Origin of the sequence: Duganella sp. CF402 (assembly GCF_900109645.1) — a bacterium.
Classification (GTDB): Bacteria; Pseudomonadota; Gammaproteobacteria; order Burkholderiales; family Burkholderiaceae_D; genus Rugamonas.
Map to the genome: position 1 here is coordinate 1,032,766 of NZ_FOBG01000001.1, position 16,204 is coordinate 1,048,969.

Genomic DNA, 16,204 nt, shown 5'->3' on the forward strand with positions numbered 1-16,204 from the left:
TTGCTAAGCTTCACGTTATGATCTGTGTTCCTGATGAACCTTACATGGATACGGATCATATATGCAACGACGTGCACTTCTGGCTTCCCTCCTGATCGCCCAGGCCGCAGTTTCGGCCCAAACCTGCCCGGCGCCGGGCGCCAATCTGAACTACCCGGTGACGCGCACCGTGGACCAGCAGGATAACTACCACGGCACCGTCATCGCCGATCCGTATCGCTGGCTGGAAGACGCCAACAGCGAAGACACCAAGAACTGGGTGGTGGCGCAGAACCAGCTGACCCAAAGCTATTTGTCGCAGATCCCGAACCGCGAAGCGATCAAGGCGCGCCTGACCAAGTTGTGGAACTTCGAGCGCTTCAGCGTGCCGTTCAAGGAAGGCGGCCGCTATTTCTACAGCCGTAACGACGGCCTGCAAAATCAATCGGTGCTGTACACCATGAAGACGCTGGCCGATGTGCCACGCCTGCTGCTCGATCCGAACACGCTGGCCGCCGACGGCACCGTGGCGCTGGCCGGCCTGGCCGTCAGCCCGAACGGCAAGTACCTGGCCTACAGCACCGCCGCCTCGGGCTCGGACTGGAACGAGATCAAGGTGCGCGATATTGAAAGCGGCAAGGACGTTGAAGACCACATCAAGTGGGTCAAGTTCTCGCGCACCGCGTGGCTGCAAGACGGCTCCGGCTTCTTCTACAGCCGCTACGACGAGCCGAAGGAAGCCACCAAGCTGGCCGACGTGAACTACTTCCAGAAGCTGTACTTCCACAAACTGGGCACGCCGCAAAGCGCGGACGTGCTGGTGTACGACCGCCCGGATCACAAGGACTGGGGCTTCAGCGCCGAGGTCACGGAAGATGGCCGCTTCCTGATCATCAATGCCTCGCAAGGCACGGAGAACAAGAACCGCGTGTTCTACAAGGACCTGACCAGGAAGGACGCCAAAGTGGTCGGCCTGCTGGAAGAATTCGACGCGGCCTATGATTTCATCGGCAACGACGGCCCGGTATTCCTGTTCCGCACCGAGCGCAATGCGCCGCGCGGCCGCATCGTCAGCATCGACACCCGCAAGCCGGGTGTGCTGAACTGGAAGCAGATCGTCCCGGAGAGCAGCAACACGATGGTGTCGGCGTCGCTGGTCAACAACCAGTTGATCGTCGATTACCTGAGCGACGCGCATAGCCTGGTCAAGGTCTACGACCTGAAAGGCAAGGCGTTGCACGATATCGAACTGCCGGGCCTCGGCACCGCCGGCGGCTTCAGCGGCAAGCGTTCGGACAGCGAAACTTTCTACGCCTTCACCGGCTTCACCAACCCGACCACCATCTATCGCTACGACCTGAAAGCCAACAAGAGCAGCGTGTATCGCCAGCCTAAAGTGGACTTCGACCCGACCGCCTTTGAAACCCGCCAGGAGTTCTTCACCTCGCGCGACGGCACCAAGGTGCCGATGTTTATCGTCTCGAAAAAAGGCCTGAAGCTGGACGGCAGCAATCCGACTTATTTGTACGGCTACGGCGGTTTCAATGTGTCGCTGACGCCGAGCTTCTCGGTGGCTAATCTGGCCTGGCTGGAAATGGGCGGCGTCTACGTGATGGCCAACCTGCGCGGCGGCGGCGAGTACGGCGAATCGTGGCACGCTGCCGGCACCAAGCTGCAAAAGCAGAATGTGTTCGATGACTTCATCGGCGCGGCCGAATGGCTGGTGGCGCACAAGGTGACCTCGCCGGCCAAGCTGTCGATCGGCGGCGGCAGCAATGGCGGCCTGCTGGTCGGTGCTGCCATGACCCAGCGTCCCGACCTGTTCGCGGCGGCGATTCCGCAAGTGGGCGTGATGGACATGCTGCGCTTCCATAAATTCACCATCGGCTGGGCGTGGACTTCGGACTACGGTTCGTCCGACAATCCGGAGGAATTCAAGGCCCTGGTCAAATACTCGCCGCTGCATAACCTGAAGAAGGGCGCCTGCTATCCGGCCACCATGATCACCACCGCCGATCACGATGATCGCGTGGTGCCGGCCCACAGCTTTAAATTCGCCGCCACCGCGCAGGCCGACCAGGCGCCGGGCGGTGCACCGATCCTGATCCGCATCGACAGCAAGGCGGGCCACGGCGCGGGCAAGCCGACCACCAAGCAAATCGAGGAGGTGGCTGACCGCTGGGGCTTCCTGAGCCGCGCGCTGCAGATGGATGGCGGCGTCGCCACGCAAGCGGGCCAGCAATGATGCGGGCGCCGGGCGCAGCGCCGCTGCTGCTTGCCTTGTTGATGAGCGGCGCCGCACCGGTGGCGCTTGCCGCCGACGCTGCGCCGGCCGTCAAGACCATTGCCGACGTGACGCGCGGCCTGCAATCGCAGCCGGGCTTCATCGATGTCTGGCGCGACACCGACAAGGGCAGGGTGCTGCTCTCGGTCGGCGCGCTGGAACAGTCCTTCCTGCTGGCCAGCTCCTTGCCGTACGCGCTGGGCTCCAACGACGTGGGACTGGACCGCGCGCAGAACGGCGAGATGCGCATGGTGCACTTCGAAAAGCACGGCGCCAAGCTGTTCCTCGTGCAGGAAAACACCAACTACGTCGCCAACTCGGCGGACAAGGACGAACGCGCCGCCGTGCGCGAATCATTTGCCAATTCGGTGGTGTGGTCGGGCGAGATTATCGCCAGCGACAAGGATCGCCATCTGGTGGACTTCTCCAGCTTTCTGCTGGCCGACCGTCACGGCATCGCCGCGCGGCTGGCCGATGCGAAGCAGGGCGCATACGCGGTCGACCTGTCGCGCAGCGCCGTGCTGGCGGCGGACGCGAAATCCTTCCCGGACAACGTGGAGCTGGAGGCCATGCTGACCTTCGCCGGTCCGGGCCAGGCGGAATACGTGCGCCAGGTCGGCGCCGATCCGGCCAGCCTGTCGATGCGCCAGCGTATCAGCATGGTGCGCCTGCCTGCTTTCAATGCCAACGCAAGCGATGCGTGGCGTCCGCGCACCTACCACCCATACTCGGGCGGCTTCGACGCCAGCTACTTCGATTTCGCCACGCCGCTCGCCAGCAGCATAGCCGTGGCCTGGCAAGTGCGCCACAAGCTGGAAAAGACCGATCCATCGGCCGCCGTCAGCCCGGTGAAAAAGCCGATCGTTTACTACGTCGACCGTGGCGCGCCGGAGCCGGTGCGCTCGGCGCTGATCGAAGGCGCATCATGGTGGGCCAGCGCGTTCGAGAAGGCCGGCTTCAAGGACGCCTACCGCGTTGAACTGCTGCCGGAAGGCGTGGACGCGCAGGACATACGCTATAACGTCATCACCTGGGTGCACCGCGCCACGCGCGGCTGGTCCTACGGTAACGCGCTGGCCGATCCACGCACCGGCCAGATCCTGCGCGGCGCCGTCACGCTGGGATCGCAGCGCGTGCGGCAGGACATCCTGATCGCCGAAGCGCTGCTCGCGCCTTACGGCAAAAGCAGCAAGGCCGAGAAGCATAAACTGGCCGAGCAAATGGCGCTGGCCCGTCTGCGTCAGTTGTCGGCGCACGAAGTCGGCCACACGCTGGGCTTCGCGCACAACTTCGCCGCCAGCCGCATGGGCAATGGCTCGGTGATGGATTACCCGCACCCGATCCTCAAGCTGAACGCGCAGGGCGAGGTTGACCTGTCCAACGCTTACGGCGTGGGCGTCGGCGCCTGGGACGATTACATCGTCAAATACATCTACGGCGAATTTGGCGCCAGCGAGCAGGAACAGGCCGCGCTGGCCAAGCTGCGCGCGGACGCGCGCGCGGCCGGCATGCTGTATTCGAGCGACCAGGACGACCGCACGCCGGGCGCCAGCCATCCGGACGGTCTGTTGTGGGACTTCGGCCCGGATACGCTGAAAACCTGGGATCAACTGGGCGCTGTGCGCCAGCGCGCACTGCAAACCTTCTCGCCGGACGTGCTGCCGGATGCGCGCCAGGCCGGCGAGCTGGAAGCGCGGCTGGTGCCGGTCTACCTGCTGCAGCGCTATCAGGGCGAAGCCGTGGCGCGCCTGATCGGCGGCGGCGATTTCGAGTACACCAGCGCCGGCGACATCAAGGCGGGCATCAGCAAAGCCGGCATCAAGGCCACGCCGGCCGAGGTGCAGCGCCAGGCGCTGAACCGCCTGACCGACAGCCTGCGCGCCGAGTACCTGGCGCTGCCGGCCAATGTGTTGGATATCCTGACGCCGCCAACCGCCGGCTATGGCCGCACCCGCGAATACTTCGCCACCAGCATGGGCTCCGTGTTCGACGCGCTCTCGATCGCCGAAGCGGGCGCAGGGCAGACGGCCGGCTTCCTGCTGGACGCCGAGAGGATCAACCGCGTGGCATGGCAGCACGCGCGTGACGCCAAACAGCCGGGCGTGCCGGAAGTGCTCGGCCAGGTGCTGCAAAAAACCTGGAAGCGCGACGCCGTTCCGGCCTCCGTCATCGGCGGCGAGGCGGTACAGCTGGCCTCCAACTGGGTGGTTGCCGACAGCCTGTTGCGATTGCTCGACGGCGGCAAGCTGCATCCGCAAGTGGCGGCCGAAGTACGGCAGTCGGCGCGCGAGCTGGCGCAGTGGCTGCAAAAGAATCCGGGCAAGAGCGTGACAGCCGACAGCCGCAAGCAGGCGGCCGAGATGATCGCGGCCTACTTGGCTGATCCGCGCACCGTCAAGTTGCGTGCCGCGCCCGTGGTACCGCCGGGCGCACCAATTTAGCGCATCCATTTGGTGCATCGGCGCGGCGCGCGCTCCGATGCACCAACATGAAACTACATTAAAATCAGCAACTTAAGATTTTGCACCAAAGTGGCACACAAATTGCTTTTCACGTTAGTACTTTATTTGGTGTGCTTTATTTTGGGGAGTGATTTTGATGTCTGGATTCAAAGACGGTGCAGACGCGCTGTTTATCTTGCTCGGTGCCATCATGATTTTGGCGATGCACGCGGGTTTTGCCTTCCTTGAACTGGGCACGGTTCGCAAGAAGAACCAGGTCAATGCGCTGGTCAAGATCCTGGTGGATTTCTGTGTATCGACCATCGCCTACTTCTTCGTCGGCTACAGCATTGCCTACGGCGTCAACTTCTTCTCCTCGGCCGACGTGCTGGCCGCCAAGAACGGCTACGAGCTGGTCAAGTTCTTCTTCCTGCTGACCTTTGCTGCCGCCATCCCGGCGATCATTTCGGGCGGCATCGCCGAACGCGCGCGCTTCCACCCGCAGACGGCGGCGACGGCGCTGCTGGTCGGCCTGGTGTATCCATTCTTTGAGGGCATCGTCTGGAACCACCGTTTCGGCGTGCAGGAATGGCTGCTGCAAACCTTCGGCGCCGAGTTCCACGACTTCGCCGGTTCGGTGGTGGTGCACGCGGTCGGCGGCTGGATCGCGCTGCCGGCGGTGCTGCTGCTGGGCGCGCGCCGTGGCCGCTACATGAAAAACGGCGGCGTCGCGGCGCATCCGCCATCGTCGATTCCGTTCCTGGCGCTGGGCGCCTGGATCCTGATGGTGGGCTGGTTCGGCTTCAACGTCATGAGCGCGCAGGCGCTGGACAAGATGAATGGGCTGGTGGCGGTCAACTCGCTGATGGCGATGGTGGGCGGCACGCTGGTCGCCACCTCGCTTGGCAAGAACGACCCGGGCTTTGTCCATAACGGCCCGCTGGCCGGCCTGGTGGCCGTGTGCGCCGGTTCGGACGTGATGCATCCTCTGGGCGCACTGGTCACCGGCGGCATCGCCGGCGCCATTTTCGTGTGGATGTTCACGCTGGCGCAGAACAAATGGAAAATCGACGATGTGCTGGGCGTCTGGCCACTGCATGGCCTGTGCGGCGCGTGGGGCGGCATCGCGGCCGGGATTTTTGGCCTGAAAGCCCTGGGCGGCGCAGGCGGCGTGGCACTGGCTTCGCAACTGCTTGGCACCATCCTGGGCGTGGCGATTGCGGCGGCTGGCGGCACGCTGGTCTACGGCCTGCTGAAGAAATTCGTCGGCCTGCGCCTCGATCCGGAAGAAGAATTCCAGGGCGCGGATCTCTCCATCCACCGCATTACCTCCACGCCGGAGCGCGAGTCCAACTGGTAACGGTGCGATGGATAACAGGAAAAGTGTTTCAATGTGTTGATTTATATTGACATCTTATCAAAAGGAAATGATACTTAACGCAGACTTATAAAAACAAAAATATTTAAGAACAAGTATTGTTGACAGCATTGAAAAGGTAATCACATGAACAAATTTCTTCGCGCGCCACTGGCGCTGGCCATTGCAGCTGGCTTGATGTCCACCGCCCAGGCAACCAACTATGTGTCGGTTGAGGGCGCCGGTGTGACGTTCTACTATGATGCCGATTTCTGGGGCCAGGACAGCGCTTCGGTCACGGGAAATTCGATTTCGTTCGACCTCGATCCAAGCTATTCGCTGACCGCCAAGGTCGCATCGAACAAGCCTTCGGGCACCAGCGTGCAGACGTATGCCGAGAATGCTTCGGCAGCGGTGGTGGCGGTGGCGCACAATGGCTGGGCGTTGAGCTCGGCAGTTGGGTTCAACCTGCAGGGCAGCTACAGCGGCATCAACGGTGGCTCCAAGCTGAACGCTTCCGGTAGCGGCGACCTGTACGCTGGTTCGTTTTCGGGCGGCTCGTTCAGCGCTGGTTCCTACCTGAACTCGTATGGCGTTGAGTTCAGCCGCAATGGCGGAACGCCGGCGTCCGGTTCGGTGAACGAGGCGCAAACCATCTTCAACGACGGCGTTAAATACAGTGCGCTGGGCCTGGATGCATTCTTGTACACCAATGCCTACCAGGGCGGTCCTGGCACTGTGTCGCTCAACACGACCAGCGCCCGCTACGATTTCTCGGTATCCGCAGTACCTGAACCAACAACCTACGGCATGCTGCTGGTCGGTCTGGGCGTCATGGCCGGTGTCGCACGCCGCAAACGCCAGGCTTAATCCGGCCGCCGCTTCGGTGGCAAAAAAGCGCAGGGAGCGAGAGCCCCTGCGTTTTTTTTTGTGTAAAAAAATCCACACATTCCCATGCTGTCATAGCGCACGATAGGCGCAGGCGAGTTTGCGACGGCGTGCTGTTTTTTTTATCATGTTGTCTCCTGCGTGAAGGGGGGCGACATGAAAATTCTGTCCTGCAAACGGGCGGCCGCGTGCGCGATGCTGGCGGCTTGCGCCAGCCAGGCATGCGCTTTGAATCTGGTGCACATCAGCGGCAGCCAGACCGATTTCTATTACGACGCCGACTTCTGGGGCGCGGGTGCCGGCAGTGTCAGCGGCAATACACTCAGCCTGCTTGCGCCGCCGCAGTACTACAGCCAGGTGAGCGTCGCTACCGATAGCGGCTTTCGGACAGAAACCTATTCGGACAATGGCTACAGCCTGGTGGTGGCGGTCGCGAAAAACGGCAACGCCCTGACCGGGCAGTTGACCACGACCGTGTACGGCGATTTTAGTCTCAGTCCGCAAGATAGCGCCTCTATCGTGCGTGCCGATGGCGCCATCTACAAGGCGGCTTACAGCGGCGGCGTGGCTACACGTGAAGGCTATATCGGCTACTTCGCCACGCAGGCGATGCAAACCTCGTCCGGCCATGTGCCCACCACCGGCATGTTCGTCGCCGCTGCCGCCGCTGAGCTGAATGCCCCGCCATACGAATACCAAGCCTTGCTGTTGGACGGCGCACTGTACCTGAGCGCCACGGAGACCGGCCCCGGCACCACGTCCACCCGGCTGACCAGCGTCAGCTATGGCTTTGCCGCCAAGGCGGTGCCCGAACCCGATCAGTATGTGCTGTTCCTGCTGGGAGCAGTTGTGTTGCTGTCCGCGCGCTATCGCCGCGATAAATTTACAGGGGAGAAAAAATGAAGCTACGCCATTTGCTGCATGCTGCAGCCTTGTTGTTGAGCGCCGTCGGCGGCGCGGTCCAGGCGGCGAACTACCAGATGCTGCCGGGCCAGAATGTCGACTTTTACTACGATACGGACTATTGGGGCGCGAACACCGCCACGGTCAGCGGCAATTCCATCTTCTTCGACGTGTCCGGCTACGACGCATCTGCCACCAGTTTCGGCAGCCGCAACCGCACTGAGTATGTGCATGAGTCGTCCGGCGCCGGCATTATCGTGGTGGCGCGCGATGAATTTCTGCTGGCACCGGTGTTACGGGCCACTTCGCTGGGCGACTACACGCTGGCCGCCAATGGCAGCCACGTGGAGCTCAACCTGGCCGGCAGCTTGTCCACCGGCACGTTCAATGGCAGCGTCTATACGCCCACCATCTCCTACTTAGGCAACTATTTCTCGGGGGCGTTTAAGGAATCGACCGGCCTCGCCGAGAGCGGCACCTTTGGCAAATCGGACTTTGCCTACAACAATGGTTCGGGCGAGCGGACCATTCTCGGGGTCGAAGTCAGCCTGACGGCGCTGGCCTCGCAAACGGGAGTGGGCACCACCAGCGCGCAGCTGAATACCGCGCGCTACGATTTTTACATCGAGAATCTGGTGGTGCCGGAGCCGCAGGTCTACGCCATGCTGCTGGCCGGACTGGGACTGATCGGACTGCGAGCCCGACGCCGCGCCTAGCGGTGGATCACTACCAGCAGCGCCTTCGCTTCCGTTTTGCCAACATTGCGGATGATGTGCTGCTGGTCGCCGGGGTAGCGCGCGGTGCTGCCCAGTTTGACCTTTTTCTTGTCGTTGCCGACTTCCACTTCCACCGAGCCGTGTAACAGCGTCAGGTGTTCCTGCGCGCCGGGATCGTGCCCTTGCGAGGCCAGTTCGCCCCCCGGCGACAGCGTCAATTCATACCACTCATATTTGCTCGCCAGTTCCAGCGGCCCGAGGATGCGCAGCACATAGCCTGCGTGCAGGCCGGGCAGGGTGGGCGTCTCGTGCGCGTCGATCACGCGGATGGTTTCCACCTCGCGTTCCGCCGTCGCCAGCAGTTCGCCGATCTGCACCCCCAGCGCGTTGGCCAGCCGCCAGGTGATGGCGATGGTCGGATTGGCTTTCTCCCTTTCGATTTGGGATAACATGGACTTGGAGACGCCGGCAATGCGCGACAAATCCTCCAGGGTCAGGCCACGGGCCAGGCGCAGGCGCTGCAGGGCGGCGCCAACTTCTGGTGGCGCATTGTTTGGAACGGGTGTTTTCATTGTTTGAGTTGCGGAGTTCACTGGATCGCTTTAAAATTCAATATATCGAATTTGATTTCGAAATAATGAATTTCGCATAAGACCGTGAAATCGTATCACATACAAGGACCATCATGAGCAGCCAAAAAGACACTTTCTACAGCGGCCTTCAGCAAAACCTGGATCAACTGCGCGAGCAGGGCCTGTACAAGCCTGAACGCGTGCTGGCTTCGCGCCAGGGCTCGGAAGTGGTGGGCGATGATGGCCGCACCCTGATCAATATGTGCGCCAACAACTACCTCGGCCTGTCCGGCCAGGAGTGGGTGGCGCAGGCGTCCATCGACGCCACCGAAAAATTCGGCTATGGCCTGTCGTCGGTACGCTTCATCTGCGGCACGCAGACGGTGCACAAGCAGCTGGAGCAGGCGATCTCCAAATTCCTCGGCACCGAGGACACCATCCTGTACGCAGCCGCCTTCGACGCCAACGGCGGCGTGTTCGAACCGCTGTTCGACGAGAACGACGCCATCATCTCCGATGCGCTGAACCACGCTTCCATCATCGACGGCATCCGCCTGTGCAAGGCCGCGCGCTTCCGCTACGCCCACAACGACATGGCCGATCTGGAAAAGCAGCTGCAGGCAGCCGCCGACAAGCGCCACAAGATCATCGTCACCGACGGCGTGTTCTCGATGGACGGCACCATTGCGCAGTTGGACAAGATCGTGGAGCTGGCCGACAAATACGGCGCGCTGATCATGATCGACGAATGCCACGCCTCCGGCTTCATGGGCAAGACCGGCCGTGGCACGCACGAGCACCACAACGTGGTCGGCAAGATCGACATCATCACCGGCACGCTGGGCAAGGCCCTGGGCGGCGCGATGGGCGGCTTCACCTCAGGCCGCAAGGAAGTGATCGAGATGCTGCGCCAGAAGTCGCGTCCTTACCTGTTCTCGAACACGCTGGCGCCATCGATTGCCGGCGCTTCGCTGGCGGTGCTCGAACGCCTGTCCTCGTCGACCGAATTGCGTGATCGCCTGCACGAAAACACCGCTTACTTCCGCAAGGAGATCGAGCGCATCGGCTTCACCATCAAGCCGGGCACGCACCCTGTCGTTCCTGTGATGCTGTTCGACGCGCCGGTGGCGCAGAAGTTCGCGGCCCGGATGTATGAACTGGGCGTGCTGCTGAGCGGCTTCTTCTACCCGGTGGTGCCGATGGGCCAGGCCCGCGTGCGCGTCCAATTGTCCGCCGCGCACACCCGCGAGCAGCTGGACACCGTATTGAAAGCATTCGAGCAGGCCGGTCACGAGCTGGGCCTGCTCAAAAAATAACACGTCAGGACACAATCAAATGACTCAGCAAAAAATCCTCGTCATCGGCGCCAATGGCCAGATCGGCAGCGAACTGGTGGAAGCACTGGCCGCGCAGCACGGCGCGCAAAACGTCATCGCCAGCGATGTCAGCCCCACGAACCTGTACAAGGCGGCGCGCTACACCACGCTCAACGTGCTGGATAAGCAGGCCCTGTGCGACCTGATTACCAGCGAAGGCGTCACGCAGGTGTATCAGCTGGCGGCCATGCTGTCGGCCACCGGCGAAGCCGCGCCTTTGAAGGCATGGACCCTGAACATGGATGGCCTGCTGAATATCCTTGAAGTAGCGCGCGAGCGCGGCGCCATCGGCAAGCCGCTGAAGGTGTTCTGGCCGTCGTCGATCGCCGCCTTCGGCCCGAACACGCCTGCCGTCGACACGCCGCAGCTGACCGTGATGGACCCAACCACCATCTACGGCATCAGCAAGCTGGCCGGCGAGCGCCTGTGTGAGTACTACTTCCTGAAATACGGTGTGGACGTGCGCTCGATCCGCTACCCAGGCATCATCAGCTTCAAGTCGCCACCGGGCGGCGGCACCACCGATTACGCGATTGCCATCTTCCACTCGGCGCTGCGCGGCGAGCGTTATGAATGCTTCCTCGGCCCGCAAACCACGCTGCCGATGATTTACATGCCGGACGCCATCCGCGCCACCGTCGAGTTGATGGATGCGCCGGCGGAACAGGTCAAGATCCGTTCCTCGTACAACGTGGCCGGCGTGTCGTTCAACCCGGAGCAACTGGCCGAAGCCATTACCCGCAAGGTCCCGGACTTCAAGATCGCCTACAAGCCGGATAGCCGCCAGGCCATCGCCGACACCTGGCCGCAAAGCCTGGGCGATGCCGCCGCTACCGCCGACTGGGGCTGGAAAGCGCGCATCGGCGTGGAAGAAATGGTCGCCGACATGCTGGCCAATATCGATGTCAACCTCGGGAAGGCCGCCTGATGGACATGAGCGTATTCGATCTGTTCAAGATCGGCATTGGACCTTCGAGCTCCCACACCGTGGGGCCGATGGTGGCTGCGCGCCGCTTCTTGCTGGATAACGCTCCCCTTGAGGATGTGGCCGAGGTCAAGGCTGAGCTGTATGGCTCGCTGGCCCTGACTGGCGTCGGCCACGCCACCGACAAAGCCGTGCTGCTTGGCCTGATGGGCGAAACGCCGCAGGACGTGGTGCCTACCGCCGTCGACCAGCAGCTGGCCGACGCCGAAGCGGCCGGCCAACTGAAACTGCTCGGTGCGCACGCCGTGCCGTTCAAGCGCGCCACGCATCTGGTGTTTCACATGTCCGAATCGCTGCCGGAGCACCCGAACGGCATGCGCTTCACGCTGACCCGCAGGAATGGCTCCACCGTTTCCAAGGTTTACTACTCGGTGGGCGGCGGTTTTATCCGCGAGGAGGGCGAGGAGGCCACAGCCGCCGCCGCCACGGTGTCCGTGCCTTACCCGTTCGGCACGATGGACGAACTGCTGGCGCACGGCGTGCGCAGCGGCCTGACCATCCCGCAAATGCTGCGTGCGAACGAGCACGCGCGCATCAGCGACGATGTGCTGGATGCAGGCATCGACAAGATCTGGCATGTCATGCGCGACTGCATCGCGCACGGCCTCGAAACGCCGGGCCAGCTGCCGGGCGGCTTGAACGTCAAGCGCCGCGCCGCCAGCTTATGGACACAGGCGCAAGCCAATGCCACCAATCCGAATAGCCTGCCGCACGACGCGCTGCATCAGGTCAGCCTGTATGCGATGGCGGTCAACGAAGAAAACGCCGCCGGCGGCCGCGTGGTCACGGCGCCGACCAACGGCGCGGCCGGCATCATCCCGGCGGTGCTGCGCTACTACGCGGAAGACTGCAAGCCGAGCGACCCGGTCACCGGCGTGCGCAATTTCCTGCTGACGGCTGCGGCAATCGGCATGCTGTGCAAGCGCAATGCGTCGATCTCCGGCGCCGAAATCGGCTGCCAGGGCGAAGTCGGCGTAGCTTGCGCGATGGCCGCTGCCGGTTTGGTGGCGGCGCTGGGCGGCAGCAATGGCCAGATCGAGAACGCAGCCGAAATCGGCATCGAACACCATCTGGGCATGACTTGCGACCCTATCGGCGGCCTGGTGCAGATCCCGTGCATCGAGCGTAACGGCATGGGTGCGGTGAAGGCGATCACCGCTGCATCGCTGGCGTTAAAAGGCGACGGCACCCACTTCGTCAGCCTCGATGAAGTGATCGAAACCATGCGCCAGACCGGCGCCGACATGCAGGCCAAGTACAAGGAAACCTCGCTCGGCGGCCTGGCGATTCACGTCATCACGGTCAATCACGCTGCTTGCTAAACAGTTGGCGGCGGCCGGCGGCGCCGCCACCAGTTCCCGCGTACTCCAGCGCTCATGACCATAAAACAACGTGAATTCCACCGGAATTCGCGAGGGGCACTATAATAGCCGCTCGCCTTTGTACCGTCCTGCAGCTCAACTGGAATTCTTTCTCATTTATGCAATACGTGTCTACTCGCGCCGCGTCGTCGGCCGCCGCCTCGTCTTCCCAACAATTTTCGGACATTCTGCTGGGCGGCCTCGCCGCTGACGGCGGCCTGTTCCTGCCGACCACCTATCCACAGGTGACCGGCGCTGAGCTGGACGCATGGCGCCAGCTGTCCTACGCCGACCTGGCGTTCGAAATCCTGAAGAAGTTCGCGACCGATATTCCGGAAGCCGACCTGCGCGCGCTGACCGCCAAGACCTACACCAAGGAAGTCTACAAAAACGCCCGCAAAGGCGAGAAAGCCAGCCAGATTACGCCGCTGCGCGTGCTGGAAGAGGGCGAGAACGGCACCAAACTGGTATTGCAAGCGCTGTCCAACGGCCCGACCCTGGCCTTCAAGGACATGGCCATGCAGTTGCTGGGTAACCTGTTTGAATACGCGCTGGCCAAGCAGAACGCGGAACTGAACATCTTCGGCGCCACGTCGGGCGACACCGGCAGCGCCGCCGAATACGCGATGCGCGGCAAGAAGGGCATCCGTGTCTTCATGCTGTCGCCGCACAAGAAAATGAGCGCGTTCCAGACCGCGCAGATGTTCTCGCTGCAGGATCCGAATATCTACAACATCGCCATCGAAGGCGTGTTCGATGACGCGCAGGACATGGTCAAAGCGGTGTCGAACGACCTCGGATTCAAGAATAAGCAGAAGATCGGCACCGTCAATTCGATCAACTGGGCGCGCGTTGTGGCGCAGGTGGTGTACTACTTCCGTGGCTACCTGTCGGCCACCACCTCCAACGACCAGAAGGTGTCGTTCACCGTCCCATCGGGTAACTTCGGTAACATCTGCGCCGGCCACATCGCCCGCATGATGGGCCTCCCGATTGACAAACTGGTGGCAGCCACCAACGAAAACGACGTGCTGGATGAATTCTTCCGCACCGGCGTGTACCGCGTGCGCAAGTCGGCCGAGACTTACCACACCAGCAGCCCGTCGATGGACATCTCCAAGGCGTCCAACTTTGAGCGCTTCGTGTACGAACTGGTAGGCCGCGACGGCGACCGCACCCGCGCGCTGTTCCACAAAGTGGAAACCCACGGCGGCTTCGACCTGTCGGGCAAACCGGGCAGCGACGGCGACGAGTTCAAACTGGTGGCCAACTACGGCTTCAAGTCGGGCAAGTCGACCCACGACGATCGCGTCAACACCATCCGCGACGTGGCCGACGATTACGGCATCGTGATCGACACCCACACCGCCGACGGCATCAAGGTGGCGAAAGAGAACCTGGAACCTGGCGTGACCATGATCGTGCTGGAAACCGCGCTGGCGGCCAAGTTCAACGAAACCATCCTGGAAGCGCTGGGCGAGGATGCCGAGCGTCCGGAAGGCTTCGAGAACATCGAAGACCTGCCTCAGAAGTTCGTCGTCATGAAACCTGATGTCGCTGCCATGAAGGCGTACATCGCGGCCAACACGGGGCTGTAATGAGCGAGCCGCGCAAGCCGATGCTGTCCGTCGCCGATGCGCTGGCGTTCATGCTGGACGCTGCGCGTCCGGTGGCGGACGCCGAGGTGATTCCGACGCTGTCAGCCAATGGCCGCGTGCTGGCAACGGCGCAGGTCTCCGGCATGAACGTGCCGGGCGCGGACAATACCCAGATGGACGGCTACGCGGTACGCGCGGCCGACTGCGCCAGCGGCAGCGCGGCGCTGAAAGTATCGCAACGCATCCCGGCCGGCCATGTGCCGCAGCCTTTGCAGCCAGGGACCGCCGCGCGCATCTTCACCGGCGCCATGATCCCGGAAGGCGCTGATGCTGTCGTCATGCAGGAGCAGTGCGAGCTGGCCGGCGATGTCGTCACCATCAAGCATGCGCCTAAATCCGGTGAATGGGTGCGCCGCGCGGGTGAGGACATCACCGACGGCAGCGTGGTCCTGCAGGCGGGCGTGCGCCTGCGCAGCCAGGAGCTGGGGCTGGCGGCATCGGTCGGCTTGGCCGAACTGCCGGTCAAGCGCAAGCTGCGTGTCGCCGTGTTCTTCACCGGCGATGAGCTGACCATGCCGGGCGAGCCTCTGGCGCCGGGCGCCATCTACAACTCCAACCGCTTCACGCTGCGTGCGCTGCTGGAAAACCTCGGCTGCGAGATCAGCGATTTCGGCATTGTGCCGGATACGCTGGCTGCTACCCGCTCGGTGCTGCGCGAATCGGCGCAGGGCCACGATCTGATTATCACCTCGGGCGGCGTCTCGGTCGGCGAAGAGGATCACATCAAGCCGGCGGTGGAAGCCGAGGGTAAGCTGAATATGTGGCAGATCGCGGTCAAGCCGGGCAAGCCGCTGGCGTTCGGCGAAGTGCAGCAGGCTTTCTTCATCGGGCTGCCGGGTAATCCGGTATCCAGCTTCGTGACCTTCCTGCTGTTTGTGCGGCCATTTATCCTGCGCCTGCAAGGCGTGGCAGGTCCGATCGCGCCGCGCGCCTACAGCATGCGCGCCGATTTCAACTGGCCCAAAGCCGACAAGCGCAATGAATTCCTGCGCGCCCGCATCAACGACAACGGCGGCCTTGAACTGTTCCGCAACCAGGGCTCGGGTGTGCTGACTTCCACCGTGTGGGGCGATGGCGTGATCGACAATCCGCCGGGCCAGGTCATCACCTCCGGCGACATGGTTCGATTCATTCCGTTTAACGAGTTATTGTACTGATGGCTGTTACCGTAAAATTTTTTGCCAGCGTGCGCGAAGCGGTTGGCGTTTCGTCGGAGTCGCTGGCCTTGCCGGACGGCGTGGCCACGGTCGGCGCACTGCGCGACCATCTGGCTGCGCGTGGCGACAGCTGGCGGCAGGCGCTGGGCCATCCGGCGCTGCGCATGGCGTACAATCAGGTGATGTGCGGCGCCGAGACCGCGCTGGCCGATGGCGCCGAGGTGGCGTTCTTCCCGCCGGTGACCGGCGGCTGATTACTTCCCGGCGTGCTTGTCCTTGTATGCCTGGGCGACCCCTTCGCAGGCCGCGCAGGCCATCGCATTGCGGAAGCGGCGCCACGCGACGTAGGTGAAGATGCCGGCGGCGATCAGTGCCCATGCTGCGGCGCTGAGATAGTCTTCTTTGGCGGTCGTGCCCTTGAACCATTCCACGGCGGCCAGTATCACGAACAGCGGCACGGCTGCCTGCAGATAGCGTTTAATCCAGAATAGCGCACCCATTTGTCTCTCCTTTGTTTTTGATTTGGA

Annotated in this window: 14 protein-coding genes; 12 read left to right on the forward strand and 2 right to left on the reverse strand. The window is 62.6% G+C overall.

The window, feature by feature from the left end; genetic code table 11:
• Positions 1–61: 61 nt before the first annotated feature.
• The 6 genes from BMZ70_RS04680 (at position 62) to BMZ70_RS04705 (ending at position 8,568) form a co-directional block, all read left to right on the forward strand.
• Positions 62–2,224 (forward strand): prolyl oligopeptidase family serine peptidase, encoded by a 2,163-nt coding sequence (locus tag BMZ70_RS04680; protein ID WP_092270562.1) that lies wholly within the window; start codon positions 62–64, stop codon positions 2,222–2,224.
• Positions 2,221–4,704, forward strand: a complete 2,484-nt coding sequence (locus tag BMZ70_RS04685; RefSeq protein WP_092270565.1) for a zinc-dependent metalloprotease — start codon at positions 2,221–2,223, stop codon at positions 4,702–4,704. The genes BMZ70_RS04680 and BMZ70_RS04685 overlap by 4 nt, the downstream gene beginning before the upstream one ends.
• Before the next feature lie 157 nt (positions 4,705–4,861).
• Positions 4,862–6,064: an ammonium transporter gene (locus BMZ70_RS04690; protein ID WP_092270568.1), complete on the forward strand. Its 1,203-nt coding sequence runs from the start codon at positions 4,862–4,864 to the stop codon at positions 6,062–6,064.
• 144 nt (positions 6,065–6,208) lie between these two features.
• Positions 6,209–6,931 (forward strand): PEP-CTERM sorting domain-containing protein, encoded by a 723-nt coding sequence (locus BMZ70_RS04695; protein WP_229205293.1) that lies wholly within the window; start codon positions 6,209–6,211, stop codon positions 6,929–6,931.
• Between the two features lie 174 nt (positions 6,932–7,105).
• Positions 7,106–7,852 (forward strand): hypothetical protein, encoded by a 747-nt coding sequence (locus tag BMZ70_RS04700; protein WP_130300910.1) that lies wholly within the window; start codon positions 7,106–7,108, stop codon positions 7,850–7,852.
• A complete protein-coding gene (locus BMZ70_RS04705; RefSeq protein ID WP_092270574.1) occupies positions 7,849–8,568 on the forward strand; it encodes a PEP-CTERM sorting domain-containing protein in 720 nt (239 codons plus the stop codon). Before BMZ70_RS04700 ends, BMZ70_RS04705 begins: the two co-directional genes overlap by 4 nt.
• Here the strand turns inward: BMZ70_RS04705 and BMZ70_RS04710 are convergent.
• The gene (locus BMZ70_RS04710) at positions 8,565–9,140 is read right to left on the reverse strand and encodes a helix-turn-helix domain-containing protein (RefSeq protein WP_092270577.1); all 576 of its coding nucleotides are present in this window, start codon (positions 9,138–9,140) and stop codon (positions 8,565–8,567) included. The two genes, BMZ70_RS04705 and BMZ70_RS04710, sit on opposite strands and share 4 nt — an antisense overlap.
• Positions 9,141–9,253: 113 nt before the next feature.
• Between BMZ70_RS04710 and kbl the strand changes: the two genes are divergently transcribed.
• The 6 genes from kbl (at position 9,254) to moaD (ending at position 15,931) form a co-directional block, all read left to right on the forward strand.
• On the forward strand, positions 9,254–10,456 hold the full coding sequence (gene kbl, locus BMZ70_RS04715; RefSeq protein WP_092270580.1) for a glycine C-acetyltransferase: 1,203 nt from the start codon (positions 9,254–9,256) through the stop codon (positions 10,454–10,456).
• 19 nt (positions 10,457–10,475) lie between these two features.
• A complete protein-coding gene (locus BMZ70_RS04720) occupies positions 10,476–11,444 on the forward strand; it encodes an NAD-dependent epimerase/dehydratase family protein (RefSeq protein WP_092270583.1) in 969 nt (322 codons plus the stop codon).
• The gene (locus BMZ70_RS04725; protein ID WP_092270586.1) at positions 11,444–12,823 is read left to right on the forward strand and encodes an L-serine ammonia-lyase; all 1,380 of its coding nucleotides are present in this window, start codon (positions 11,444–11,446) and stop codon (positions 12,821–12,823) included. The genes BMZ70_RS04720 and BMZ70_RS04725 overlap by 1 nt, the downstream gene beginning before the upstream one ends.
• 158 nt (positions 12,824–12,981) lie before the next feature.
• Positions 12,982–14,460, forward strand: a complete 1,479-nt coding sequence (gene thrC, locus BMZ70_RS04730; protein ID WP_092270589.1) for a threonine synthase — start codon at positions 12,982–12,984, stop codon at positions 14,458–14,460.
• The gene (gene glp, locus BMZ70_RS04735) at positions 14,460–15,677 is read left to right on the forward strand and encodes a molybdopterin molybdotransferase MoeA (RefSeq protein WP_092270592.1); all 1,218 of its coding nucleotides are present in this window, start codon (positions 14,460–14,462) and stop codon (positions 15,675–15,677) included. The genes thrC and glp overlap by 1 nt, the downstream gene beginning before the upstream one ends.
• Positions 15,677–15,931 (forward strand): molybdopterin converting factor subunit 1, encoded by a 255-nt coding sequence (gene moaD, locus BMZ70_RS04740; RefSeq protein WP_092270595.1) that lies wholly within the window; start codon positions 15,677–15,679, stop codon positions 15,929–15,931. Before glp ends, moaD begins: the two co-directional genes overlap by 1 nt.
• Here moaD and BMZ70_RS04745 read toward each other — a convergent pair whose 3' ends face one another.
• A complete protein-coding gene (locus tag BMZ70_RS04745; RefSeq protein WP_092270598.1) occupies positions 15,932–16,177 on the reverse strand; it encodes a hypothetical protein in 246 nt (81 codons plus the stop codon). It lies immediately after the preceding gene.
• Between the last annotated feature and the right edge of the window lie 27 nt (positions 16,178–16,204).

Bases quoted from the DNA above. Each gene is read 5' to 3' on its own strand.
- BMZ70_RS04745 (WP_092270598.1), bottom strand. From the start codon at position 16,177: ATGGGTGCGCTATTCTGGATTAAACGCTATCTGCAGGCAGCCGTGCCG.
- BMZ70_RS04695 (WP_229205293.1), top strand. From the start codon at position 6,209: ATGAACAAATTTCTTCGCGCGCCACTGGCGCTGGCCATTGCAGCTGGC.
- BMZ70_RS04705 (WP_092270574.1), top strand. From the start codon at position 7,849: ATGAAGCTACGCCATTTGCTGCATGCTGCAGCCTTGTTGTTGAGCGCC.
- BMZ70_RS04680 (WP_092270562.1), top strand. From the start codon at position 62: ATGCAACGACGTGCACTTCTGGCTTCCCTCCTGATCGCCCAGGCCGCA.
- BMZ70_RS04685 (WP_092270565.1), top strand. From the start codon at position 2,221: ATGATGCGGGCGCCGGGCGCAGCGCCGCTGCTGCTTGCCTTGTTGATG.
- BMZ70_RS04690 (WP_092270568.1), top strand. From the start codon at position 4,862: ATGTCTGGATTCAAAGACGGTGCAGACGCGCTGTTTATCTTGCTCGGT.
- moaD (WP_092270595.1), top strand. From the start codon at position 15,677: ATGGCTGTTACCGTAAAATTTTTTGCCAGCGTGCGCGAAGCGGTTGGC.
- BMZ70_RS04700 (WP_130300910.1), top strand. From the start codon at position 7,106: ATGAAAATTCTGTCCTGCAAACGGGCGGCCGCGTGCGCGATGCTGGCG.
- BMZ70_RS04725 (WP_092270586.1), top strand. From the start codon at position 11,444: ATGGACATGAGCGTATTCGATCTGTTCAAGATCGGCATTGGACCTTCG.
- BMZ70_RS04710 (WP_092270577.1), bottom strand. From the start codon at position 9,140: ATGAAAACACCCGTTCCAAACAATGCGCCACCAGAAGTTGGCGCCGCC.
- thrC (WP_092270589.1), top strand. From the start codon at position 12,982: ATGCAATACGTGTCTACTCGCGCCGCGTCGTCGGCCGCCGCCTCGTCT.
- BMZ70_RS04720 (WP_092270583.1), top strand. From the start codon at position 10,476: ATGACTCAGCAAAAAATCCTCGTCATCGGCGCCAATGGCCAGATCGGC.
- glp (WP_092270592.1), top strand. From the start codon at position 14,460: ATGAGCGAGCCGCGCAAGCCGATGCTGTCCGTCGCCGATGCGCTGGCG.
- kbl (WP_092270580.1), top strand. From the start codon at position 9,254: ATGAGCAGCCAAAAAGACACTTTCTACAGCGGCCTTCAGCAAAACCTG.